This is a genomic window from Archangium lipolyticum, from assembly GCF_024623785.1.
Classification (GTDB): Bacteria; Myxococcota; Myxococcia; order Myxococcales; family Myxococcaceae; genus Archangium; species Archangium lipolyticum.
On the sequence record NZ_JANKBZ010000017.1, the window covers coordinates 120,578 to 145,476 of the forward strand.

15 protein-coding genes are annotated in these 24,899 nt (G+C 69.2%); 7 read left to right on the forward strand and 8 right to left on the reverse strand.

What is annotated here, in order from left to right; all coding sequences use genetic code 11:
- Positions 1 to 72: 72 nt before the first annotated feature.
- Together NR810_RS31110 and NR810_RS31115 are read right to left on the reverse strand one after the other, a co-directional pair.
- Positions 73 to 957 carry a LysR family transcriptional regulator gene (locus NR810_RS31110; protein ID WP_257458028.1) on the reverse strand — a complete coding sequence of 295 codons (885 nt, stop codon included), beginning with the start codon at positions 955 to 957 and terminating at the stop codon, positions 73 to 75.
- Between the two features lie 31 nt (positions 958 to 988).
- Positions 989 to 1,642, reverse strand: a complete 654-nt coding sequence (locus tag NR810_RS31115) for an MFS transporter (RefSeq protein WP_257458029.1) — start codon at positions 1,640 to 1,642, stop codon at positions 989 to 991.
- Positions 1,643 to 1,819: 177 nt separating this feature from the next.
- On the opposite strand from NR810_RS31115, the gene NR810_RS31120 reads away from it, so the two are divergent.
- A complete protein-coding gene (locus NR810_RS31120; protein WP_257458030.1) occupies positions 1,820 to 2,707 on the forward strand; it encodes a hypothetical protein in 888 nt (295 codons plus the stop codon).
- A gap of 49 nt (positions 2,708 to 2,756) precedes the next feature.
- Here NR810_RS31120 and NR810_RS31125 read toward each other — a convergent pair whose 3' ends face one another.
- Positions 2,757 to 3,362 carry a cysteine hydrolase family protein gene (locus NR810_RS31125; RefSeq protein WP_257458031.1) on the reverse strand — a complete coding sequence of 202 codons (606 nt, stop codon included), beginning with the start codon at positions 3,360 to 3,362 and terminating at the stop codon, positions 2,757 to 2,759.
- 50 nt (positions 3,363 to 3,412) lie between these two features.
- Here NR810_RS31125 and NR810_RS31130 point away from each other — a divergent pair, with 50 nt between their 5' ends.
- The 3 genes from NR810_RS31130 to NR810_RS31140 all read left to right on the forward strand — a co-directional run bounded on the left by NR810_RS31130 (position 3,413) and on the right by NR810_RS31140 (position 8,128).
- Complete coding sequence (locus tag NR810_RS31130) at positions 3,413 to 3,628, forward strand: helix-turn-helix domain-containing protein (RefSeq protein ID WP_257458032.1); 216 nt, start codon at positions 3,413 to 3,415, stop codon at positions 3,626 to 3,628.
- Positions 3,629 to 4,706: 1,078 nt separating this feature from the next.
- Entirely contained in the window at positions 4,707 to 7,472 is a 2,766-nt protein-coding gene (locus NR810_RS31135; RefSeq protein WP_257458033.1) for an AHH domain-containing protein, read from the forward strand.
- The gene (locus tag NR810_RS31140) at positions 7,469 to 8,128 is read left to right on the forward strand and encodes a hypothetical protein (RefSeq protein ID WP_257458034.1); all 660 of its coding nucleotides are present in this window, start codon (positions 7,469 to 7,471) and stop codon (positions 8,126 to 8,128) included. The genes NR810_RS31135 and NR810_RS31140 overlap by 4 nt, the downstream gene beginning before the upstream one ends.
- Before the next feature lie 180 nt (positions 8,129 to 8,308).
- Here NR810_RS31140 and NR810_RS31145 read toward each other — a convergent pair whose 3' ends face one another.
- Positions 8,309 to 9,379 carry a discoidin domain-containing protein gene (locus tag NR810_RS31145; protein WP_257458035.1) on the reverse strand — a complete coding sequence of 357 codons (1,071 nt, stop codon included), beginning with the start codon at positions 9,377 to 9,379 and terminating at the stop codon, positions 8,309 to 8,311.
- Between the two features lie 213 nt (positions 9,380 to 9,592).
- On the opposite strand from NR810_RS31145, the gene NR810_RS31150 reads away from it, so the two are divergent.
- The gene (locus NR810_RS31150) at positions 9,593 to 13,768 is read left to right on the forward strand and encodes a DUF3857 domain-containing protein (protein ID WP_257458036.1); all 4,176 of its coding nucleotides are present in this window, start codon (positions 9,593 to 9,595) and stop codon (positions 13,766 to 13,768) included.
- Between the two features lie 63 nt (positions 13,769 to 13,831).
- Here the strand turns inward: NR810_RS31150 and NR810_RS31155 are convergent, their stop codons facing one another.
- A complete protein-coding gene (locus tag NR810_RS31155) occupies positions 13,832 to 17,443 on the reverse strand; it encodes a MopE-related protein (protein WP_257458037.1) in 3,612 nt (1,203 codons plus the stop codon).
- A 211-nt stretch (positions 17,444 to 17,654) separates the two neighbouring features.
- On the opposite strand from NR810_RS31155, the gene NR810_RS31160 reads away from it, so the two are divergent.
- A complete protein-coding gene (locus tag NR810_RS31160; protein WP_257458038.1) occupies positions 17,655 to 18,344 on the forward strand; it encodes a GNAT family N-acetyltransferase in 690 nt (229 codons plus the stop codon).
- 91 nt (positions 18,345 to 18,435) lie between these two features.
- Positions 18,436 to 19,467: a tetratricopeptide repeat protein gene (locus tag NR810_RS31165; RefSeq protein ID WP_257458040.1), complete on the forward strand. Its 1,032-nt coding sequence runs from the start codon at positions 18,436 to 18,438 to the stop codon at positions 19,465 to 19,467.
- Positions 19,468 to 19,531: 64 nt separating this feature from the next.
- Here the strand turns inward: NR810_RS31165 and NR810_RS31170 are convergent, their stop codons facing one another.
- The 3 genes from NR810_RS31170 to clpB form a co-directional block, all read right to left on the reverse strand.
- Positions 19,532 to 20,134, reverse strand: coding sequence for an HmuY family protein (locus NR810_RS31170; RefSeq protein WP_257458041.1), 603 nt, complete (start codon positions 20,132 to 20,134; stop codon positions 19,532 to 19,534).
- Between the two features lie 2 nt (positions 20,135 to 20,136).
- On the reverse strand, positions 20,137 to 22,161 hold the full coding sequence (locus tag NR810_RS31175) for a TonB-dependent receptor plug domain-containing protein (protein WP_257458042.1): 2,025 nt from the start codon (positions 22,159 to 22,161) through the stop codon (positions 20,137 to 20,139).
- Positions 22,162 to 22,292: 131 nt separating this feature from the next.
- Positions 22,293 to 24,896, reverse strand: coding sequence for an ATP-dependent chaperone ClpB (clpB, locus tag NR810_RS31180; RefSeq protein ID WP_257458043.1), 2,604 nt, complete (start codon positions 24,894 to 24,896; stop codon positions 22,293 to 22,295).
- Positions 24,897 to 24,899 lie beyond the last annotated feature (3 nt).

The following is a 24,899-nucleotide window of genomic DNA, read 5'->3' on the forward strand; positions in this document are numbered from 1 at the left end:
GTCAAGCATTCCGGAAGGGGCCGGGCGTCCAAGCGGTGGTTCGCGGCTCCTACGCTCCATCGCCAAAGCCCGTCATGGGCCGCTGGACCCGAGCAGCTCCTGCTCCGCCTCGAATGCGGCGACCACGGCGTCGATGAGGGCGCGCACGCGCGGCACGTCCTTCAGGTCGCGGTGCACCACCAGCCACGCCTCGCGCACCGGCGGCGGGGCGGGCGGCGGCACGGCGACGAGGCCCCCCTCCTCCTCGGCGAACCATCGCGGCAGCAGCGCCTTGCCAAAACCCGACCGCACCGCGGCGAGCTGTGCCAGCAGCCCGTTGACGCGCAGCACCACGCGTGCGCCCGCCGCGTGCCGGGCCAGCCACTGCGCCTCTGGCAGGTGGGCCAAGGAATCGTCGACGCCGACCCAGGCGGACGTGTCGCCGCCTGGCGCCACGTAGACGCCGTAGGTGAGGACGGCGAGGCGGCGGGTGACCAGTTCTCCTGCCCGCGGCCGGGCGAGGCGGACGGCCACATCGGCCTCCCGCCTGGCGAGGCTGAGCGAGCGCGGGTCGATCAGCACCTCCAGGTCGATGCCGGGATGGCGGTGATGGAACCCCGCGAGGCGCGGAATGAGGAAGCGCTCGGCCAGCCCCTCCGTGGTGGTCAGCCGCACGGTGCCAGTCAGCCCTGCCTCCCGGCCCGCGCGGCGCAGGATGGCCAACGCGCGCTCGTCCATGCCCGCGGCCAGTTCCAGCACCGCCGCCCCTTCGGCGGTGAGCGCGTAGCCGTCGGCACGGCGGTCGAACAAGGCGAGGCCCAGCGTCTTCTCCAGCGCGGCGATGCGGCGGCCGACCGTGGCGTGGCTGACCTTCAGCGCCCGCGCCGCCGCTGACAGGCTGCCCGCCCGCGCCAACGCCACGAAGACTCGCAGGTCCTCCCAATCCAGCGGGCCTGTTGAACGATTTTGCACAGCCATTGAACGACAATAGCGAATGGCTGCGCGGAAATTAACGGGCTACTGAAGAGGCGGACATCAACCAGGGAGCGACCCACCCCGCACCGTTCGACCGCGCGGCGCTGGTGATTGTCGACGCCCAGGTCGAATACACGTCCGGCAACCTGCCGTTGGCCGGCGTCGACGCCGCGGTGGATGGTGGTGAATACGCCAGGCCCAGCGCCGCACCGAGCTGCTGCGCCATGTTGACCACAGCCGACGTGACGCCCGCCCGCTCCTCGCTGACGCCGTGGACGGCGGTGAGCGTCATCGCCACGGCGCTCAAACCCAGCCCCAGCGACGTGAGGAAGACGGCGGGCAGCACGTGCGTGGCGTAGGACGAGTCCACCGAGAGCATCGAGAGCCAGAACATGCCGGCGGCCCCCACGACGAGTCCCGGGCCGGCCACGGCCCGCGGTGCGAGGCGCTCGACCCGCTTCGAGCTGATGCCCGCGCCCAGGATGATGCCGGCACTGAAGGGCAGCGAAGACAGGCCGGTCCGCACGGGGCTGAAGCGCAGCACCTCCTGCAGGTAGAGCGTCAGCAGGTAGAACGTCCCCACGAGCCCGGCGCCGACGAACAGCATGGTGGCGTAGGCGCCCGACCGATTCCTGTCGCGGAAGAGCGTTGTGTGGCGCGCCCACACCACGATGTGGGATTCCGTCAATACTGAGCAGACGCGCTTGGGCAACAAGCCCATCCGCCTGCCCCCCAGCCGAGGCTCGCAGGGGCAACTGCAGCTCGCCTGGGTCCTCGGCCGAATGGGGGCGCTGTAAGGCTCACGCGCCCACTGCGTCTCTCACGGAAAGGCCATTCCATTCACATCTTCCCCAGGAGGTACACCGTGGCTCGCCTGAAACCCGGCCTCACCATCACACTTGCCCACCTCACGCTGCTGGCCGCGCCACTCGCCCTCGCGGGACCCGCGCTCGGAAAGGAGTCGCACGCCCGCGGCCACTCCCACCCTCAGCCCACGACGAAATCATCCATGTCCAGCACGCAATTGCGTTCCACCCCCTCGCCCGCGCAGGCGGGCAAGCCCACAACGCTGGTGCTGCGCGTCCGAGATGCGCAGGGACAGCCGGTGCCCACGCTCTCCCTCTCGCATGGCAAGCCCATGCACCTGTTCGTCATCTCCAACGACGTGCAGAGCTTCGCGCACCTGCACCCGGAGCCCCGGGGCGGTGAGTTCGCGCTGGAGCACACCTTCGAAACGGGTGGGGACTACACCCTGTTCGTGGACTACGCGCGCCCGGGCGGCGGTGACGCCCCGGTGGAGCGGCATGCGCTTCGGGTGGAGGGGCCGGCCCGTCCTGAGGCCGCGCTCACCGAAACGCCCGGGGCGCAGCACAGTGGCGGCCTCGCCTTCACGCTACATGGCGGCGACGCGGTGCACGCGGGCGCCGGCGCGCATCTGCACGTCGCCGTCGCCGACGCCGCGACGGGCCGGCCCGTGGAGGATCTCGAGCCCTACCTTGGGGCCATGGCCCACTTCGTGGTGCTCAGCGCGGATGGGAAGGACTTCCTCCACGTGCACCCGCTCGACACCAGGCCCGGGCAGGGCGTGGCAGCCCACACGGTGTTCCCTCGCGCCGGCCTCTACAAGCTGTGGGTCCAGGTGCAGCGCCAGGGCCGGGTGGTGACGGTACCCTTCGTCCTGCGCGTCCAGGCGGCGGACGCTTCCAGGCCGGTGGTAGCGCCCGCCCATGGCGCTCACGGGTCGCATCACTAGCGTCAACTACGCCAAGGAAATCACGCGACGCCCTCCACTCTCGGAGACCTCACGTCCAGGCGCCCGCGTCCTTCACCACCAGGGCGAACATGTCGGCGAGCGCCGCGAGCTCGTTGCGCTGCAGCTCCGCCGCCGGCACCACGCCTCCGGTGGGGCCGGGCAGGTCGCGCGTCGCGGTGGCCGCGGCCACTACCGTGTTGCGGTAGCCCAGGTCCAGGGCCGCGCGCGTCGTGGCCGAAATGCACATGTGCGTCATGAAGCCCGCGATGATGAGCTCCTTGCGGCCGGTCGCCTGGATGCGCGCGTGCAGGTCGGTGCCGGCGAAGGAGTTCGGCAGGCCCTTGGTCACCACCGCCTCGCCGGCCTTCGGGGCCACGGCCGGGATGATGGCGCTGCCAGGCCCCTGCGGGTCGAAGATGGGGCTGCCAGCGGGGCCGTGGTGCACGATATGGAAGATCGGCGTACCATGGCGGCGGGCCAGCTCGAGCAGGCGCGCCGTCTCCGCCACCGCGGCGTCGATGCCGAAGAGCGGCAGGTTGCCGGAGGGCAGGTACTCCGCCTGGGCGTCGACGATGACGAGCGCCGCGCGGTCGAACGGGGAGGGGTGGGCCGATGCGGCGCCGAACATGGAGAGAAGCGTACGGGGGGCAGTCATGGGGGTCTCCTCGGGGCGGGTGGCCCCAGTTGGTGCTCCTGAAGTAGCGCGTGCGTATCCGCTCAGCCATCCGCTATCTTCGCGCAATGGCTGTGCAGAAACGGTCAGGGCCGCTCGACTGGGAGGACCTGAGGGTCTTCGTCGCCTTGGCGCGGGCGGGCAGTTTGTCGGCAGCCGCGCGGGCGCTGAAGGTGAGCCACGCCACCGTCGGCCGTCGCATCGCCGCGCTCGAGGACACGCTCGGCCGCACGCTGTTCGACCGGTGAGCCGACGGCTACACGCTCACCGCCGACGGGGCGGCAGTGCTGGATTGGCCGCCGGCATGGACGAGCGCGCGCTGGCCATCCTGCGCCGACGGGCCAGGAGGCTGGCATGACGGGCACGGTGCGGCTGACGGCCGTGGAGGGGTCGCGGAGTTCCATTGTCGCCATCCCGGCATCGACCTCGAGGTGTTGACCGACCCGCGTTCGCTCAGCCTCGCCAGGCGCGAGGCTGACGTGGCCGTCCGTCTCGCGCGGCCGAAAGCGGGGCGAGCACGTTGGCCGGCTGCTTCCTCACCTGCCAGCGAACGTTCTTGGGCGCCACTACCCCCGCCCCCTCCAGCCACGCGGCTTCCATGAGTCCGCCCGGTCCCTCACGCTCGGCCAGAAGCCGCGGAACTGCAAAGCCTCTTACGCTGAATGCCCCACGTGAAATCTGTCCGAGAGCCGGATGCGGGAAATCCGCACGTCCGGTTCGATGAGAGGCGAGGAGGAAACGGGCCGCGGGTGAGCCTCGGCGAGAGGGCGAGCGGAAGCGGACCCTCGCAGTTGGCGCCGACGAACCCGAGCAGCACCGCGCCTCCCGCCCCCCTATTGGAAGCGGCGGGAATCGAACCCGCCGCTTGGAGCGGCTACGCTGGCTGGAGGTGGACGTTCAGTTCCCCCCAGCAAGCAGCCCCGGTGCGCCTTCCTGGAGAGCTTCGGTGAGCCTAGCTGTCCTCAAAATGGAAGGCGTGTTGAGAGGTGGCGGGCTGGAGCGCCGGGCCGGGGAGGCCGCTAACGGGTGCGCCCAGGGCTTGGCACCGGGCCGGAAGAGAGGCGATGCAGCCCTTTGGGCACACACCCGCCCAGGGCCACCCAGGCGGGAGGCAGCAGGGCGTGGGCTTCTGGGGCAGCGTGACTGCTTGAGGCTCAACACCCCGCCTGCTGGGGTGGCCCCTGTGCTGGAGCCAGCTGAGCAGGTCCGGTGAGCCCATAGAATCTGGGTGAGGCTTCACGGACGCGGGGACCCTCGAAAAAGCAGAGGCATTCGGCCTATAACCCCAGGCAGAACACGGAAGCCTGTTCTCACCCGGGGCCATGGATGGACCAGAGACGTTGGACCACGTCGGACGCCATCATCATCCACGTGGCGGCGCTCACAGCCGAAGAGCGCCAGCGCGCCCAGCACAAACTCGAGCGCCGCTCCTTCCTCTCCATTGTCGGCGTCCTCAGGGACCATCAACTGCAGGAGATGGCCGTCTCGGTGGGTGCCTCCCGGTCCATGCTGGGCGACAAGCTCAAGGTCCGAGAGCAGGTCCAGTCCGCCTTCAATCAGGGGCGGCTCATCGGCCTGAACCGAGTGCCTGTCACGGCCAAGGACGATGAAGCGAAGCCCATGAACCGCGGGCCTTTCCCCGTCACCAGCGCCACGCCCACCAAGGAGCCCAAGCTCTTCTACGGCCCGTTTCAGGTGAAGATCCCGGGCACGGTCAGCGAAGACGAGTTCGTGATCCTGGCCTTAATGCAGGTCTTCTCCATGACGCGGGAGGAGGCCAAGGCGTACATCGCCCAGCGGCATACGGCCGTCATCGGTGCCTTCAGGCTCACCGCCGCCGAGATCCGCGCGCGGGTCAAGAAGGTGGACATCGCCGCGGAACTGTACGAGGGAATGCTGGCGACCAGGGCTGGCAAGGACGTGGCGACCTTCAAAAAGGAGGTCTCCGAACGGGCAGCGCGGCTCGAGAAGCGCTTCAAGACGGACAAGGAGGCCGTCCGCAAGAAGGTGGACGCTGAATTCAAGCGGCGCACCGGCCGCGAGTACGCGGGAACCAAGGCGACGAAAGAGGATCAGCTGCTACGAGGGCTCTTCCAGGACGAAACCCTGCGCAAGCAGGAGGCCAGCGCCGCAGCCAAGAAGATCTTCGGCCCGGGTTTCATCGACCACAAGGACGGCGCCAACATCCGGACTCTCCCAGCCGAGCAGCCCGGCTCGCAGTGTCTGACAACTCGACCCCTGCCGCCTGGCACCCGCGTCTTCGTCACCGGCATCCATCCCCAGAGTCCTGAGTGGCTTCACGTGACGGCCTTTACTCAGGGCACCATGCTCCATGGGTACGTGCAGGGCTTCCGCATCACCACCGCGCTCCCCGAGCCCGCCGCCACGCTCTACTACGTCCAACCTGGCGACAAGCTCGAGCCCCTCGCCGCTCGCATCTATCACCAGGCCATCGAGCCAGGCCGGGACCTGCGCTTCTACGAGAACGTCGTTCACTTTGTGAACCAGCAGGCGGGCCGAACCGGCGTGCGGCGTGTCCAGGGGGACGTGCAGTTGGTCGCTGGAAGCCGCATCTGGCTGGTGAGCGTGGGCTTCGCCAACACGCTCCAGGGCATCGTCCCATCGGGCTCCATCACCGGAGGGCTCGTGGCCAAGGCCAGGGAGGTGGGACGGCACATCGAGGACATCATCACCTCCGTGGAGATGTCACCCCAGTTCTTCGACAAGATCGCCGGCGTGTACGCGGATGCGATCAAGGAGAACTGGCAGAAGATCGTCGGAATCGTGGCGATGTTCATCCTGGCGGAGGCGGCATCCACCCTCCTGGCGGCCTCGCCCACGGGCGTTGGTCAGCTGGCGGCCGCCGTCATCCAGCTGGGGCTGGCCGCCTTCGGCGTCCAGGGCATGGTTGAGGCCGGTGCGGTAGCCCTCACGCACGCCAAGGCCTGGATCACCCAGGCATGGCAGGCCAACGGCAACGTGCTGAAGCTCCAGGCAGCGAGCGAGTCCTTCCTCCACATGGTGGTGAACATCGCCATGGCCGCGCTCTCCCTGCTCGGCGCCAAGACGAACATGGGACGGGGGCTGAAGATCGCCGAGGGCTTGAAGTTCGGCCCGCCCCGTCTGGCCATGATGCAGATCGCCGGGGGCCCAACGGTGCCCGTGTTCGACTCCGGCATCACCGCCGCTGCCGCCGTGAAGCTCCCTCTTAATCCGCTGTCCGCCCCCGCCTCGAGCCTGGCGAACAACGCCCCCAGGGTGAAGCGCAAGCCGGCCCCGGAGCTCCCCCCCGAGGGCGAGGCGCTGGAGAAGCTGGCGGAGCAGCTGCCTCACTGGGAGAAGCTCAAGGACTTCATCGGGCGCAAAATCCCCAAGCCGGACTCGCCCGAGTTCGCCGCTTTCAAGAAGGAGCTGGAGGCGGCAGGCTACCAGCTAGATGTGATGAAGGAGGGCGGCAAGCCGTTCCGCCTGCGCCGCATCGGCAGCAAGGACGAGCTGGCCGCGGTCACCGTCTCAAAGGACGGCAAGATCATGCTCCAGTCGGGCGAGACAACCCGCATCAGCGTGTACAGCCGCTACCGGGAGAACTACCTGGACCTCATCGAGCAGACCCAGGGCAAGGCGGCGCGAGACGCCGCGGCGGCGCGCATCGCCAAAGGCAACCAGCTCCATCACCTCATTCCAGACGAGATCGCCCAGAGCCACCCCCTGGTGAGAGAGGCGCTCGAGCGCCTCCAGAAGTACACGATCGATCGCGGGACGAACATGCTCGACATGCCCTCCGCCCCGAACCAGGAAGGGCTGCTCATGCACCTGGGCAGCCATAACAAATACAGCCGGCACGTGGTCAAGCTGCTCGATGATGCAATGGAAGATGCCCTGGCCGAGAGCGGGAAGCGCGCGCTTCGCGAGGTCCCCGCTGAGCTCATTGACCGGGCGATTCTTGAAGTCGAGAAGCGGCTGCGCAGCGCCATCGAGACCAATAGCCTGCCGCCCGAGGTGCTCAAGGAGCTCATCGAGGATGGCATCCTGGTGGGCAAGAAGCTGGCTATGCTCGAGGTCCGGCCCCTCGGGGAGCTCTCCTTCGCATGATCTACGCGCTATCGGCCGACACCTCGCATATCCAGGAGGAGGAGTCGCCGGAGATCCTCTACGACGCGGTCCTCATCGAGTTCGAGGGCTTCGAGGACGCGCGCTTCTTCCGGCCTGACATCGACTACCACCAGCGGGAAGGAGTCCCCAAGGTCATCGAGTTCGTCGGGAAGCTAGAGAACGTAGCCTGGCTCGATCACATCGACACCGCCCCGATGGGGTTCCTGCTCATCTCCAAGCGGATGGTGCGGGTGCTCGAATCCGTGAAACCCTTTGCGTGCCGGTTGATCCCCACCGTGATCTACTCGGAGGGGATCAAGCACCTCGTCCAGGACCCGAACACGGGACAGCGCACCTGGTATCAGGTTCAAGACCCCTCCTTGCGCAATGACGACTTCGTCATCCTGCAGGTGCTAAACCCGGTGGATTGCCTTGACCGCGAAGCCACCCTTGTCAATGGCGTGCCCTTCAGTCAGAGCGGCAAGAAGCGCCTGGGCCGAGAAACCGCCGAGCACCTCGAGCTGCGCGAGCCCGGAGGCGGCTTCCCTCCAGTGTTCTTCGTCCCCGAGCTGCTCTACTACTGTTTCTCGGAGGAGGCGAAGCGGGCGTGTGACAACGCCGGCTTGAAGGGCCTCTTGTGGCACCCCCAGCGCTGAACTGGCTAAGAGCGAGCCTCCTGACTCGATCGTGATTTGGTCCTTTTTGGTCCCAAAAACCGAATTTGGTCCCCATATGCAGGTCCCATTCCCTTTCCCAGAGGCGGGAGCCTGGAAGCGGCGGGTTGCTCTGCTTGAGAGCGGCGGGAATCGAACCCGCCGCTCCGTGCTGTCCGGTGACTACTCGAAGAGGGATACCTCGCTGAGCTCGGAGATACGGAAGCTGGTGTCCGTCGCGATGGCGTGGATGCGCACATGGCTCAGGGGGACGGGGTTGTTCAGCTCGAGCTCGATGAAGTTGCTGTCCTGCCGATCCTTGAGGTTGGCCAATGGCATCCACGTGTTGCCATCGGTGCTTCCCTCGAACGTCAGCTCAGTCACCGAGAAGGCCGTGCGGAAGCCGCGGAGCAGCGCCTTGCGCAGCACCTTGGGCTGCGCCAGCTGGATGACCACGTCGCGGGTGCTTTCCTGGAAGTAGACCTGGCTGGAGAGATTGCCGTCCGTCAACGGGCAGCTCGTCGACGAGCCGGGATAGGTGCAGCTGGCGCCCCGGCTGATGGGGATGAGCCCGCGCCGGGGCAGGTCCACCGCATCTCCCGCGTAGCGCAGGGTGAACTTCGTCCCACCAGCCTCCACCGTGCGCACGGCGTAGAGATCGGCCTCGAGGTCCGCGACGTCCTCCAGGTAGTGGTCGCTCACCTGCACCGGTGACTGCACCTGGCCGAACGACCAGATCCCTCCAGCGGACTTGCTCCTCACCGAGAGGGAATGGCCGGCACTGACTCCCTCCTGGGTGGCGGAGAGCGGCTGGAAGCTCACCGCCACCCCGGTCGCGCTGGCGAGCGCCGTGGGCGCGCCACTCCACTCCTGAAGGGTGGGCACCTGCACGGTCTCCGTCTGCACGATGAACTCGGCCTCCACCGTGCGCCCGTTTTCACCCGCGGGGGAACGCAGGGAGAAGCAACGCGCCAGGCTGCCATTCTGGGTGTCCGCGCCCAGCAACTGCAGGCTGAAGTTTCCCTCCGCGTCCGTCTTCACCGACTTCCAGTTCGCTCCGAAGATGTCGAAGACACAGCTCGAGTTCCCGCTGCGATCGATCTTCAGCAGCGTGTTCGCCACCGGCTTCTTGTCCTGCCTGAGCACCTTGCCCGTGACCTGGATGTCCACCGAGGGGTCCAGCGTGCTCTCGGTGCAGCCAACACTGGTCACCACCGCGGCGCACGCCACCTTCATCCACCGGTTCTTCGTCATGTCGATCCCCCAGCTCCGGTCAGAGGGCCGGAGCAAGCTCTCCATCCTTTGTCAGCAGGCGGACGCATGGGATCCCACCAGGAGTGATTTCCGCTTCGCCATCCGGTGCGTATTCCCGTCAATTCCGGTACTTTTTTCACCCTCATTTGATTTTTCAACACTTGGCTGATCTATTCCGTCTCCTTTTCTCAAACGACGGGTGCCGTTGCCGCGATGAGATCGTTCGCGCTGTGTCTGGGGCTGCTCTCGCTCTCTCTTTCCGCTCTGGGGGCCGAGCGGGGGGGTCCACCGCCCTGGGAGGGCCCCGCCTTCGAGGCGTCCGCGGCCGTGATGTCCCGGGCCGCCGCCGCGTTGCCCGCGCCGGAGCCGCGCGAGGCCGACGTGGAGGTGCTCGTGGAGGAGGGGCGCTACGAGGAGATCGGCCCCAACCGCTGGCGCACCACCACGCACCGGGTCTTCCGCATCCTCAACGAGGCGGGCATCCAGACCTGGGCGGAGACGCGCGCCGACTGGTCCCCCTGGCGCCAGTCCCGGCCGAAGATCCGCGCCCGCGTCATCTCTCCCCAGGGCCAGGAGCACTGGCTGGATCCCCAGACGCTCCATGAGGCCACGGTGGAGGACTCGACGCCCAACCTCTACACCGACCAGCGGTTGCTGCGCGCGCCGCTCCCCGCGTTGCGCGTGGGCTCCCTCGTCGAGGAGGAGTCGGTGGTCGAGGACACCCAGGCCTTCTTCGAGGCCGGCATCATCGAGCACTTCTACTTCGCCAACACCGTCCCGGTGCGCAAGGTGCGCCTGCTCATCGACGCGGAGCCCTCCACCCAGTTGTCGCTCCGCGTCCGCGGGCTGCCGCTCGAGCCGGTGCCTCAGCACCAGGGGTCCCGCAAGCGGCTCTTCTTCGAGGGCGGACCCTATGCCCCGGTGACGCCGCTCGAGGCGAACGTCCCTCCCTCGGAGGCCTTCCATCCTCATGTGGCCTTCTCCACCGGCCGCTCCTGGAGCGAGGTGGCCTCCACCTACCACCGCATCGTCGAGTCCAAGCTCGCGGGCCAGTCCCTGCAGACCCAGGCCCGCTCTCTCACCAAGGGCTTGAATCCAAAGGACCGCCGGGCCGTGGCGCAGCGCCTGCTGGAGTGGGTGCAGGGCTCCGTGCGCTACACGGGGCTCGAGTTCGGTGCCTCCGCCGTCGTCCCCACCAGCCCCCAGGACACGCTCGCGCGGCAGTTCGGCGACTGCAAGGATCTCTCCACCCTCATGGTGGGGCTGCTGCGCGCCTCGGGGCTCCCCGCCCACGTGGCGCTCGTCCGTTCGGGACGTGAGGACGTGCCCGAGTTGCCGGGCATGGGCTTCTTCAACCACGCCATCGTCTACGTGCCCGGCACGCCCGCGCTGTGGATCGATCCCACCGACCCCGCCGCCGAGGTGGGCGGACCCGTGGCCGGGCTCGAGGGCCGTCATGCGCTGGTGGCCGCGCCGGACACGCAGGGCCTCACGCTCATCGACGAGGCACCCCCGGCGGACAACGCCGCTGTCTTCACCCGCAGCATCCTGCTCGCCGAGGAGGGACCCGCGCGGGTGCTGGAGACGCGCGAGCTGCGCGGCGCCCTCGCCGGAGACTACCGGCGCCTGCTGCGCGCCATGCGCCCGGCCGACTTCCGCCGCAACATGGAGGCGCTGGCCGCCGCCCAGTACCAGGGCTCGCTGGCGGGGCTGAAGTACTCGCCGCTGGAGGAGCGCACCGGGCCCTTCCGGTTGGATCTGGATGTCTCCTCCGCGCGCTTCGCCACCACCGGCTGGCGCGAGGCCCGCGTCCCGTTGCGCATCGACTCGCCCCTGACCTGGCTGCCGGAGGTGCTCGATGACGTGAGCGACCTGCTGCCCGACGAGCTGGGCCGCAAGCCCGTCTCCGCGGCGCGCCGCAAGTCGGACCTGGTGCTGCCCGTGGCCTACAAGGCAGAGGTGCGCTACCGCGTGCGGCCCCCGCCCGGCTTCTCCGTGCGCACCCTGCCTCGCGACGAGACGATCCGCCTGGGGCCGGCGGTGCTGTCGCTGCGCTACTCGCGCGATGAGGAGGGCGGGCTCGCCGCCGACTTCTCCTTCGAGACCGTCAAGCGCCGCTACTCCGCCGACGAGGTCAACGCCTTCCGCGACGCCCTGGCGAAGCTCGCCCGGCGCGAGCCGCTGGTGGTGGAGCTGGAGGATCGGGGCCAGCGCCTCGTGGAGAACGGTCGGGTGCGCGACGGCCTCGCCCTGTACGAGAAGCTGCTGTCGCGCGCTCCGGGCTCGGGGCTGGTGCGGGCCCGCTACGCCGGGTCGTTGCTGGGTCTGGGTTTCGGGGAGCAGGCGCGCGCCGAGGCCCGCCGCGCCGTGGAGCAGCGTCCCGAGTCCCCCCTGGTCCACCATGTGCTCGCCTGGGTGCTGCAGCATGATCTCCAGGGCCGGCTGCGCCACGAGGGCGCGGACCTGGAGGGCGCCGTGGCCGCCTGCCGCAAGGCGCTCGCCCTGGAGCCGGAGAACGTGGCGGCGCGGGCGCTGCTCGCGGAGCTGCTCGAGTACAACCCTCGGGGCGAGCGCTTCGGGCAGGGGGCTCCGCTCGCGGATGCCCTCTCGTCCTGGCGGCACCTGCGGGACTCGGTCGCGGACCGGGACGTGGAGGACCGTTACCTGCTGGCCCTCTTCCACTCGGGGGCCGCCCAGGAGGCGCTGGAGACGGCGCAGGCCGCCCGCTCCTCCACGCTGCGCGATCAGGTGCTGATCATGACGCTGGCCGAGCTGAAGGGCACTCGCGAGGCCATTACCGAGGCGGAGCGCTCGCTGGATGGTCTGGAGGCACGCCGCAACGCGCTGTCCATGGCCGGCGGACACCTGCTCACCAAGCGCCGCTACCCCGAGGCCGCGCAGCTCTTCGAGGCGGCGCTCCGGGGCGCGTATGATCCGGATCTCGAGACCCGGCTGGAGCTGACGCGCAAGGTGCGTCGCGCCGAGGACTCCAAGGCGGACGCCGGGCCCGAGGGCCTGGTGCGCCGCGTCGTGCTCGCCGCCTGGACGGAGCGCAGCGCCCAGGACTTCGAGAAGGCCGTCCGTCCGCTCCTCTCCAAGCGGGACCGGGCCGACAGCGATCTGCGCCAGACGCTGCGGGCCCTGCATGCGCGCGCCTCCCGCTACGTGCGGCTGGCCAACCTGGACGCCGCGGGCGTGGCCGCCATGGCCGATCTCGCCGTGGCCGCGTTGGACCTCCAGGTCGATGGCAAGGAGAAGGTGGGCTACCGGGTGGGGTTGAGACTGCCGCTCGGGGGCATCCCCGCGGACACCTGGTTCGTGGTGCGCGAGGAGAAGGAATACCGGCTGCTCGCCACCTCCTCGGATCCGCGCCCGCTCGGCGCCGAGGCCCTGCGCTGGTTCGACGCCAACCACGCCACCGAGGGCGTCCTGTGGTTGCAGTGGGGCATGGAGTCCGCGCAGGACCTGCCCACCGAGGGCCTGGGGCCCCTGGGGAGCTTCTTCGCGACGCTGCGGGGCTTCTCCGGCATGGAGGCCGTGTCGGATCTGCGGCGCGCCGCCGCCTACCTCGGGGCCAGCACGGGAGAGCCGCGCGTCATCAAGACCCTGGAGGCCGACGCCCGGTACGCCACGGGAGAGCTGCGGCAGCGGCTGCAGCTGGCGTTGGCCGTGGCCTACGAGGCCTCGGGCAACATCCCCACCGCCAACATCTGGTTGGATGAGGTGCGCCGCGAGGTGCCCGCCTCGCTGGAAGCCTTCCTGCTCAAGCGCTCCCTGCTGGCGGCCGAGGGGAAGTGGCAGGGGATGCGCGAGGTGGCCGAGAGCCGTCTCAACTTCCTGCACCAGGATCCGCAGGGAATGAGGGCGCTCCTCGAGGCGGTCGTGCAGCTCGGGGACTGGAAGGCCGTGGACCAGACCGGGCAGCAGCTCATGCGGCTGGGCACGGCCAGCGCGGAGACGTACCGCACGCTCGCCTGGGCGGAGCTGCTGCGGGGCCGCGCCTCGTCCGAGGCGGTGGATGAGGCCCAGCGCGCGGTGTCGCTGACCGAGCGCGAGGATCCCGAGGCGCTCGCCGTGCTCGCCGCGCTCCTGGTGGAGACGGGACGGCTGGAGGAGGCGCGGAAGCTGGTGGACGAGGCGCTCGCCCAGGGGAGCTCGGACACGGTGGAGGGGGGCGTCCTCTACGTGCGCGGCCGGCTCGCCGAGGTGTATGGGATGACCGAGGCCGCGCGCGCCCTCTACCGCTCCGTCTCCGCACCCGAGGAGCCCGATGCCCGCTCGTTCCAGAAGCTCGCCCAGGCGCGGCTCACCCGCGTCAAGGAGGGTGGGGCGCCGGCCCGTAAGGAGAAGAAGGCCGAGTCACGGAAGCTCGGCCGCCGGTCCCGGTAGATGGATGAATCAGGGGCCGGCCCGGGAACCCCGGACCGGCTCCTTCATCTCCCACCCGAGGCTCTACTGCATGGAGGACAAGGTCGGGCTGTGACCGGTGGTGCTGACACAGCCGCCCGCCACGTTGTCATTGCTGTCGTTGCCGTTGCTGACGTAGGCGTTCCCCCCGCACCCCGGCCGGCCACAAGAGTCGGCGTAGCTGTTCGGGTTGCCGCAACCGTCGCCATCCCTGTCCTCGTACCAGCGCGTCACCGTCCAGGCGCCGGAGTGCGAGTCGTTGCAGTCGTCGGGATTGGCCGCCAGGTACTTGCCCTTGACGATGACCTTGCCGGACGCGTCCTTGAGGTCGCTGGGGTCCGTGCACCAGCGGAGCTGGAACCCGGTACCGGCGTGGCCATCCCGATCCGCGTCTCCGTACCAGAGGCGCGCGCCACGAGGGTTGTCCTCGAGGGGCACCTCCACGTCGTTCTCGTCACCGTCGCAGTCGTCGTCCACCTGGACGCCCGTCAGCTCGCACAGCTCCAGGGCTTCGGGGTGCACGCCCGGCTTGGCGTCATCGCAGTCCCGGTCCTTGTTGGAGTAGCCGGCAATCGGAGTGCAGCTGCGCACGGTGACGGCCGTCTGGCCGTACCCGTCGTTGTCCGCATCGCGGTACCAGGTGAGTGCATCCACGGCGTCGTCCACTCCACCCGAGCAGTTGTTGTCCACCTGCGTCTGGGTCGTGGGCTCGCAGACCTCGGCCCGGCCCGGGCTGACGATGGAACGGCTGTCGTCGCAGTCCGTGTTGTTGGAGACGTACTCGCCCTCGGGCTTGCGGCACGACAGCACGGAGGAGCTGACCTGGGCGCCGTAGCCGTCATTGTCGGCGTCCGGGTACCAGCTCGTGGCGGGCAGTCCCTCGTCGATCTGCGCGTCGCAGTCGTTGTCCTTGCCATCGCACACCTCGGCGGCGCCGGGCTTCGTGGCGGACGTACCATCATCGCAGTCCGTCTTGCTGGTGACGTAACCCGTGGGCGCGGTGCAGGCCTGGATCTTCAGGTTGGGATCCGTCGTTCCCACCCCATCCCTGTCGGCGTCCACGTAGAAGGTGAGCAGCACGCCCTCGTCGATCTGCGCGTCGCAGTCGTTGTCCTTGTTGTCGCAGACCTCGGTGGCGCCCGGACGGATGGCGTTGCTGCTGTCGTTGCAGTCCGTGTTGCTGGCGACGTAGCCGGAGGGCGCGGCACAGCTCTGGCTGAAGAGGGCGGGGTTGCCGTAACCGTCTCCATCCGCGTCCCGGTAGAACGTGCCCTTCACGCCCTCGTCGGTGTCGAAGTTGCAGTTGTTGTCCAGCCCGTCACACACCTCCGCCTTGCCGGGGTAGATCTGCGCTCCCTTGCCCGGTGCCGGAGTGTCGTTGCAGTCATCGCTGACGGCGGAGTAACCCGTGGGCAGGGTGCAGGCCAGGATCGTCTGGGTGGGCACGCCGTGCGCATCCCCGTCGGCATCCCGGTAGAAGGTGGTCTGCACGCCCTCGTCCACCGTGCCATTGCAGTTGTTGTCCTTCAGGTCGCAGACCTCGGCCCTGGCCGGGTTGGTGATGGCGTCGGCGTCATCGCAGTCCGTGTTGTTGCCCACGTGGCCGGCCGGGGCGACGCAAGCGCGCTGGACACTCGCGTTGCGGCCGTAGCCATCGCCGTCTCCGTCCGGGTACCAGTCGAACCAGCGCGACTCGTCCTCATCCACCAGGCTGTTGCAGTCGTTGTCCTTGCCGTCGCATACCTCGCTCGCGAACTGGTGGACGGACGGGTCGTTGTCCGTGGAGTAGTTCGCCGGGCCCTCCGCCGGGGGATCGCACTCGAGGCCCGTGACGCTCGTTTCCTGGATCCATCCCGGACCGACGGGCGGCGCGCAGCTCTGCTGGCCGGAGCTGAAATAGATGTGGCTGTCGCCATCCGCGTCCAGGTACCAGGTCCTGGGATCCACCGGGTTGGCACCCACGTCATCGTCGGCCAGGCCGTCGCAGTTGTTGTCCTGTCCGTCGCAGATCTCCGCCGCGCTCGGGTTGATGGCGCTGTCCGTGTCCTTGCAGTCACCGGGCCTCAACGCCCAACCACTGTTCGCGGCGGGTTCGCCGCAACGCCGCTCGGCGCCGGTGGTCAGTCCATAGCCATCCCTGTCCGTGTCCGGGTACCAGGTCCGGGCTCCGTTGCCGAGCACCAGGAACACCGCTCCAGCGCTCGACGAATAGCCGGGGGCACCGACGGCGAAGTCCGCCGAGCCGTCGCCGTTCACGTCTCCCAGGCTCGCCAGCGCGCTGCCCGTCTGGCTCGCGGCGGCCGCTCCGGCGTAGCGCGGAACGAGCGCGAGCGAGGCGGCGCTGGTGGCCTGGAAGCGGGTCGCGCCTCCGTACACCACGTACACGGCACCGGCGCTGGACGAGTACCCGGGAGCGCCGATCACGAAGTCGCGCAGCCCGTCCCCATCGAGGTCCCCGGGCCCCAGGAGCGCCGTGCCCGCAAGGTCCCCCGCCACGCCCGTCCAGCGGGGCTGGGTGCCGAGCGCCACGGTCCCCGTGGCTCCGCCATAGACCAGATAGACCTTGCCCGCGGCGGTGCTGGTGCCCGGCGCGCCGATGAGGATGTCCTCCTTGCCGTCGTTGTCCAGGTCTCCCGCGTTGGCCACCGCACTGCCCGCGAGCTCGTTGCCGGTGGTGCCCGTGAGGATGATGTCCGCGTCGGTGAGGCTCCTGGTGCCCGACAGCGGCCCGAAGAAGACGAAGACGGCGCCCGCGTCCACGGCCGTGGCGCTCACGTCATAGCGGGGGGCCCCCACCAGCAGATCTCCCTTGCCATCACCGTTCACGTCCGCCACGGCGATGGAGAAGCCCGCCTGGACGTTGGTCTGCGAGGTTCCGGTGTTGCCCGCGATCCTCACGGGGGCGCTGCCGAGCGTGCCCGCCGGGGACGTCGCCACGGGACCGGGGAAGGCGTAGACGGCACCCGTGTCGGTCGGGCTGGTGGTCTCGTTGAGGTAGGCGCTCACGATGAGATCCGCGCCGCTGTCACCCGTGATGTCGCCCACCACCACGGCCGAGCCCGCGAGATCTCCAGCGGCCACGCCGCGCACGCGCGGGCTGGTGGTGCCGAGCACCCGGTCCCTGGCGCCGGAGGAGAGCAATGCGCCATCCACTGGATAGGCCACCCCTTGATTGGTGGTGGAGGCCGAGCTGGCGTAGTTCGGAGCGCCCAGCGCCAGATCGACGCCCGAGGTGCCGATGAAGTCACCCGCCGCCACGGCGGAGCCCTGGCGGTTCCCCGCGAGCTCCCCCTCGAAGCGAGCGGAGTACCCGCTGATGTCCAGCGAGGCCGGCAGCTGGACCACATAGGTGTAGCCCTTGAGCGTCGTGCCCGTGCCGGGAGCACCGATGAGGAGGTCGGTGATGCCATCCCCGTTCACATCTCCCGCGCCCAGTGCCGCGCCCGCGCGCGTGCTGGCGAGGCCCGTGAAACGGCGCTCCGCCTGCGTGGGCAGTGCCGTGGCCGAGCCCGCGGCCAACTTGCAGGACGGATCGCCCGGCAGCGCCTGCTCCTGCTCCGCGAACGTGGAGGAACTCTCTTCCCGTCGCGTGTCCTGCTGCCCCTCGCATGCCGCGAGCGCCAGACCAGACACGAGGACCATCAATCGGGTCTTCAACGTGTGCTCCTTGGTGGATATTACCCTCCGTGAAATAGAGGACACTCACAGTCTTAGAATCGGTTGTTGCCGGGACCTACAAAATTTCTGGTTACGGAAGTTTTCCGCAGCTGCTGTCCGCTATCCCTCAGCGGCTCGGCCCGAGGGGTAGGGCGGCTTGCCGCAGTGCGGCATCGAACCCAGTTTGCGAGGTCTTCCGGGAGGACCTCGAATGCAGCCCTACCGTCGTTTCCATCCTCAATACCGTGAGCGGCTGGCGCTCGCGGATGGGTCGTGGGCGGAGCTGCGGATGGTGCGGCCCGAGGACGCGGCGCTGCTGCGCGACGGCTTCGAGCGGCTCTCCCCCCGCTCGCGTTTCCAGCGCTTCATGTCGGCCAAGCCCCGGCTGTCACAGGACGAGCTGCGCTACCTCACGAGCGTGGACGGGGAGCGGCACGTGGCCCTCGGGGCGGTGACGTGGAGCCCCAGCGGCCGCGAGGTGGGGTTGGGCGTGGCCCGGTTCTTCCGGCTGGCGGAGGCCCCGGAGACCGCCGAGGTGGCCATCACCGTGGTGGACGACGCCCAGGGCAAGGGGCTCGGCCGAGTCCTGCTGGAGCGGCTGGTGGAGGCCGCGCGCGAGCGGGGCGTGGAGTGCTTCGAGTTCCGCGTGCTGGCGGGCAACCTGCCCATGTGCCGGCTCGTCCAGAGGCTCGCGCCGTGTGAGCCCGTGCTGGATGACGATGCGCTCTGCTTCCGCGTGCCGCTGGCCACGCCGGCGCGCGTGGGGAACGAGCTGCTGCGCACGCTGTTGGCGCTCGCGGCCCAGGGGGCGCTCACGCTCATCGGGCCCACGTGCCGGTGGAGGATGCGGCCCCACGCGCCGCCTCCGGCGGGTTACGAGGAGTCGGCCCACGCTCCCTGAGCGTGTGAACGCTTGCCGGACTTCGCCGCCCTCCGGACGAGCAGGCTCCTCGTCCCTGGCATGCGCGGTAGGCTGAGGCGAAGGTCTCCGCATGCCCTGGCTCGCCCTCGTCATCTCCCTCATGGTGCTCGTGCTGCTCCGGCAGCCGCTCATCTCCGGGCTGTTCTCGCTGGCGGAGGCATGCAGCTTCGATTGGGGGACCTATCGCGGCACGCTCCGGCTCATCCGGACCATCCGGCTCCTGGGGGCCGATGTGCCGATGAGACGGTTGCTGCACCAGCTCTCGGTGCATGCCCACGAGGCGCTCGGAGACACCGCGCGGGCCGTCGAGGGCGCGCGGCTCCTCGCGAAGGAGGCCAGGGCGGTAGAGGATTGGGGGCTCGCCAACACCGCCATCAACACCTTCATCAACGCGGGCCTCTACCAGGAGGCCCTCGAGGTCGAGCGCGGTTGGGAGCCCCTGGAGGAGCCCGACGAGGAGTGGGGCCTGGTGCAGCTCAACCTGGCCGAGGCGCACTACAACCTCGGAGACTGGACGGCGGCCAGCGAGCGGCTCCGCGCCGTCGAGACGGTGGTGAGCGGGGAGTCGCTCCTGCGTCATGCGCTCCTCGTGCAACGGGTGTGGATTGACGCGCATACCGGGCGGGGCGAGGACGCGCTCTCCTCCCTGGAGTCGTTGAACCTCGAATGCCTGCCCCGCGTGTACTGGAGCGAGGTGGCCTTCACCCGTGCCTCGGTGCTGCTGGCGTTGCGGCGGTTCGATGAGGCCGAGGCTCGGACCCGGGAAGGGCTGGCGCTCGCGCGCCGGGCCTCGAGTACCCGGAACGGGTTGTTCCTGCTCGGGCGGATCTCCCTGGAGGCGGGGCGACTGGAGGAGGCGTCGCGCCACTTCGAGGCCGGTGCCGCCCACCCGTACCGGGGGCAGGGTGGAGGCGCGCTGCTGGCGTGGGGGGATTGTCTGGAGCGGCTCGGCCAGGGCGGCCGGGCCCGGGAGGCCTGGCGGCTCGTGCTCGAGAGGGATCCCCAGAGCGCCGCGGCACGGGAGGTGGCCTCGCGGCGCGGAAAAAGCGAAGGGCCGGCCCGGGAAGTCCCGGACCGGCCCGAGGTGCTTCGCGCGGACTAGTTCACGCTGACCGCGGACCAGGCGGCGGGTGTGTGTCTGCTTTTTTGATTGGAGTGCAACTCCCTCAGGGCGCTGCGGTGGGCGCCTGGAGTTGTTGGTAGCGCAAAGACAGACGCGCCGGAGTGCCCGTGTCGTCGTAGTACGAGAGCATCTGGACCTTGAAGAACCGCCCGGCGCTGCTCCGCACCACGTACAGCAGCTCCTCGCGGGTGGCGAGCCGGTGCTTGACGAGGTCGTAGGTGTACCAGCCGCCGTGGACGCCGTTGAACACCGGCTCCGAGGCGTCCTGCTGGTAGCCCTCGGTGGGGGCCGTGGCGAGCGCGTCCCAATCCTGGCCCTCGAGCACCGCCACCCGCACCTGTCCCGTCGGGTTTCCGCCCCCGCCGTTCATCGTGACGGTGTAGCGCTGGAAGGCCAGGTCCCAGCCGTTGGTGTCGAGCGCCTCGTCGGTCTTCATCTCCCGGCCCTCGTCGATGTCGAAGTAGACCTGGGCCGATTTGTTCGTCGCGTCGATGAGAGCATGGCTGCTCCCGTCCTCCCGCGGCGTCACCGTGACGAGCTGCCCGGAGGAGGCCTGGCCGTCGAACGGGTAGTCCTCGCGCAGATCCGGCGCACAGCCCGCCACCCCGAGCCCCAGCAACAGCAGCGCACTTCGCATCGTCCGCATCGTCAGTACTCCCACTGGACTCCGCCCAGCACGCCGCGTGGAGGCCTCGGGTTGAACTGCTGGTCGCCCGCGTTGAGCAGGTTGTAGCCGTTGACGAAGACCTCGAACCCGCCCTTCAGCGCGTAGGAGACCTGGGCCTCGAGGTCGAAGTACGAGGGCGCCCACACGCTGGTGTCGTCGCCATAGCCGATGACGTTGGCCATGCCACCCTCCGTGCCGAGGTAGTACGGCCGGCCGCTCACCCACGAGCCACGCACGGTGGCCTCCAGGTTCAGCGGGCGGTAGCGGGTGGAGAGCTGCGCGTTGACGCGGTGCCGGGCCCGGCCCTCCAGCGGACGGTCCCGGGTGAGATCCTTCGCGTCGAGCAGCATGTACCCCAGGTCGAGGTACGTGGAGCGCACGGGCAGGCGGATGCGGCCGTTGAGCTCGAGCCCCTGCGTGTACGCCCGGGCCACGTTCTCGTAGCTGAAGGTCACCGGGTTGTCCGGGTTGGGGGTGCCTCCGGCGGTGATGTTGATGAGGTTGTTGAGCCGGGTGTGGAAGCCGCTCGCGGAGAAGAGCCAGCCGTCGAGGGGCGGGCGCCAGTCCACCCCGACGTTCACCGCCGCCGAGCGCTCGGGCGAGAGCTCGCGGTTGCCCGCGACGATGTAGCCCACGCCCTGGTTGGAGAAGCGCAGGTACAGCTCCTGGAAGGACGGCGGGCGGAACCCGAGTCCCACCGAGGCGCGCACCGTCAGGGCCGGGCTCGGGTCCAGCTTGAGCGCGAGCCGGGGCGAGGGCGCTCCGCCGAACTGCGAGTCCAGGTCGAAGCGGAAGCCCGGCGCCACCTTCAGCCGGGGTCCCGAGGCGTCCGAGGACAGCGCCACGTCCCACTCGTCCTGGAGGAAGGCGCCGCCCCGGAGGCGGGCCACCGGGCTCTCCTCGAGCCGCGCCGAGGTGAGGCGCTCACCGAGGAGCTCGATGCCCCCGGTCAGCGCGTGGTCGCCGAGGCGGTGGTCCGCCTGGACGACGCCCTCGTAGAGCCGGGTGATGTTCTGCGAGTAGTCATCGAGCCCCCGCGAGCCGCGCTGGTCCTGCAGGAGCTGCTCGCGGAACAGGCCGAAGTGGCCCCGGACGAGCAGCGAGGTGTCCGTGGGAAGTTGCGTGCGGCCACCGAGCGAGACGTCGAACTGCTCCTGCCGCTGCCGGCGGTCGAGCACGGCGCCCGAGGGGTTGAGATCGACGGCGTTCTCGTCGCGGCGGTTGTACTGGCTGCGCAGCCACAGGCGCGAGGCGTCATCCGGAGACCAGGCCAGGGCCAGGTCTCCGTCGAACCGGCGCAGGCCCGCGCCGCTCGTCGCCGCGTCGGTGGGTTGCCAGTCGTAGGGGTCTCGGGTGCGGTATCCGCCTCCCACGCGCACCTCGAAGGGGCCCTGCTTCGTGCCCGCGTGCGCGCGGACGTCGCCTTCCAGCAGCATGCCGAACGAGCCCCGGGCGCTCGCCTCCAGGGGACGTTGCACGCGCCGCGTGATGAGGTTCACCACGCCGCCAATGGCATCCGCCCCGTAGAGCGCCGCCGCCGGTCCCTTGACGATCTCCACGCGCTCCACGTCGCGCAGGCTGAAGCGCCCCAGGTCCAGCGTCGTTCCCACCCGCCCGCTCACGCGCTCGCCATCCACGAGGATGAGCACGTACTCGGGATCCATCCCCTGCAGGCGCAGGCCCGTCCCCCGGAAGGTGTGCACGAGCTCGACCCCCGGGTGCTGTTGCAGGAGCTGGCCCAGGTCCCTCGCTCCGATGGCTTCGATCTGCCCGCGGGTGATGACCTCGGTGGCCACCACGACGTCCTCGAGCTTGCGCTCGGTTCGCGAGGCCGTGACCACCGTCTGCTTGCTCCGATCCGTCTCCTCGGGCTCGGGCGGAGCTGGAAGGGGAGGGGGGGCTGGCTCGGTGAGGCCCGGTGTCACCTCGGGCGCCGCGTTGCCGGGCTGCTGTGGGTCGAGCGGCTGACCCGCCAGGAAGGCCGCCGTCACCAGGGGGAGAATCACGGGGTGACTCTCCGCCGGATACCCAGGGTCGTCAATGGCCGGGGGCTCTCGGGGTTCATCCCGAGGCCCCTATACCCTCACCCCGGCCCTCTCCCAGAGGGAGAGGGTGCTCGCAACCCGGGGACAGTTGATTACGCCGCCTTCGCCTGCCCCTTGCCGAACTTCAGCGCGTCCTTGCCCGCGTCCACCACGATGTGGTCCCCGGGCGCGTACTCGCCTCCCAGCACCTTCAGCGCCAGCGGATCCATCAGGTACTTCTGGATCGCTCGCTTCAGCGGCCGCGCCCCGTACGTCGGATCGTAGCCGCGCTCCGCCAGGAACGCCTCCGCCGGCTCCGTCAGCTCCAGCGTCAGCCTCTTGTCCGCCAGCAGCTTCTGCATCCTCGCCACCTGGATGTCCACGATGCTCTGGATGTCCTTCTTCCGCAGCGGCTCGAAGATGATGATCTCGTCCACCCGGTTGAGGAACTCCGGCCGGAACTGCTGCCGCAGGATTCCCAGCACGTCGTTGCGCGTCGCCTCGTCCAGCTCCTCCTTGCCCGCCATCCCTTCCTGCAGGGCCTGCGAGCCCACGTTGCTCGTCATGATGAGCACCGTGTTCTTGAAGTCCACGGTCCTCCCCTGGCTGTCCGTCAGCCGGCCCTCGTCCAGGATCTGCAGCAGCATGTTGAAGACGTCCGGGTGGGCCTTCTCGATCTCATCGAACAGCACCACCGTATACGGCCGGCGCCGCACCGCCTCCGTCAGCTGGCCTCCCTCCTCGTAGCCGACGTATCCCGGAGGCGCGCCCACCAGCCGGGCCACGGAGTGCTTCTCCATGTACTCGGACATGTCGATGCGCACCATCGCGCTGTCGTCGTCGAAGAGGAACTCCGCCAACGCCTTGGCCGTCTCCGTCTTTCCCACGCCCGTGGGGCCCAGGAAGATGAACGAGCCGATGGGCCGGTTCGGATCCTGCAACCCGGAGCGCGCCCGGCGCACCGCGTTGCTCACCGCCTCGATGGCGCTGCGCTGTCCGATGACCCGCTTGGCCAGCCGGTCCTCCATGTTCACCAGCTTCTGGACCTCGCCCTCCATCAGCTTGGAGACGGGGATGCCCGTCCACTTGCCCACCACCGCCGCGATGTCCTCCGCGTCCACCTCCTCCTTGAGGAACTTGTGGCTCTTCTGCAGCTCGGCCAGCTTCGCGTTCTGCTGGGTGATCTCCTTCTCCAGGCCGGGGATGACGCCGTACTTGACCTCCGCCGCCTTGTTGAAGTCGCCCTGCCGCTCCGCCGCCGCCTGATCGTTCTTCGCCCGCTCGAGCTTCTCCTTCAGCGCGCCAATCTCACCGATGGCCTTCTTCTCCTGGTCCCAGTGCGCCTTGAGCGTGTTGAAGCGCTCGTTGAGGTTGGCCAGCTCCTTCTCGATATGCGCCAGGCGCTCCTTCGAGTGCGGATCCGTCTCCTTGCGCAGGCCCTCGCGTTCGATCTCCAGCTGGGTGATCTTCCGCCGCACGTCGTCGATCTCCGTGGGCATCGAGTCGATCTCGATGCGCAGGCGGCTGCACGCCTCGTCGACCAGATCGATCGCCTTGTCCGGCAGGAAGCGGTCGGAGATGTAGCGGTTGGACAGGTTGGCCGCCGCCACCAGCGCCGAGTCCTGGATGCGCACGTGGTGGTGCACCTCGTAGCGCTCCTTGAGGCCACGCAGGATGCTGATGGTGTCGTGCACCGTGGGCTCGCCCACCATCACCGGCTGGAAGCGCCGCTCCAGCGCCGCGTCCTTCTCGATGTGCTTGCGGTACTCGTCCAGCGTCGTCGCGCCGATGCAGTGCAGCTCTCCGCGCGCCAGCGCCGGCTTGAGCATGTTGCCCGCGTCCATCGCGCCCTCGGCCTTGCCCGCGCCCACCAGGGTGTGCAACTCGTCGATGAAGAGGATGATCTCCCCCGCCGCGTCCGCCACCTCCTTGAGGACCGCCTTGAGGCGCTCCTCGAACTCGCCGCGGTACTTGGCGCCCGCCACCATCGCGCCCAGGTCCAACGTCACCAGGCGCTTGTTCTTCAGCCCCTCGGGCACGTCCCCGTCGATGATGCGCCGCGCCAGGCCCTCGACGATCGCCGTCTTGCCCACGCCCGGCTCACCGATGAGCACCGGGTTGTTCTTCGTACGCCGGCTGAGCACCTGGATGCAGCGGCGGATCTCCTCGTCCCGGCCGATGACCGGATCCAACTTCCCGGCCCGCGCCGCCTCCGTCAGATCTCGCCCGTACTTCTCCAGCGCCTGGTAGGTGGACTCCGCGTCCTGGCTCGTCACCCGGCCCGAGCCGCGCACCTCCTTGAGGCTGTTCAGGACGCGGTCGCGCGTCACTCCCGAGGACTTCATCACCTCGCCCACCGACCCCTTGTCCTGCGTGAGGGCCAGCAGCAGGTGCTCGCTGGAGATGAAGTCGTCCTTGAGCGACTTGGCCTCGTCCTCGGCCTTGTCGAAGATCTTCAGCAGCCGTTGGCTGAGCATCGCGCCCTCGCCGCCCTGCATCCGCGGCAGCTTCTGGAGCGCTTCGCCCAACCGGCTGGCGAACAGCTTGACATCCACGCCCACCTTGCGGAGCAGCGGCTCGACGATGCCGTCCTTCTGTCCGAGCAGCGCCGTCGCGAGATGCTCCGGCTCATAGTTCGGATGATCGGCACGCCGGGCCAACGACTGCCCTTCTTGGATGGCTTCCTGGGCCTTCACCGTGTACTTGTCGAGTCGCATGAC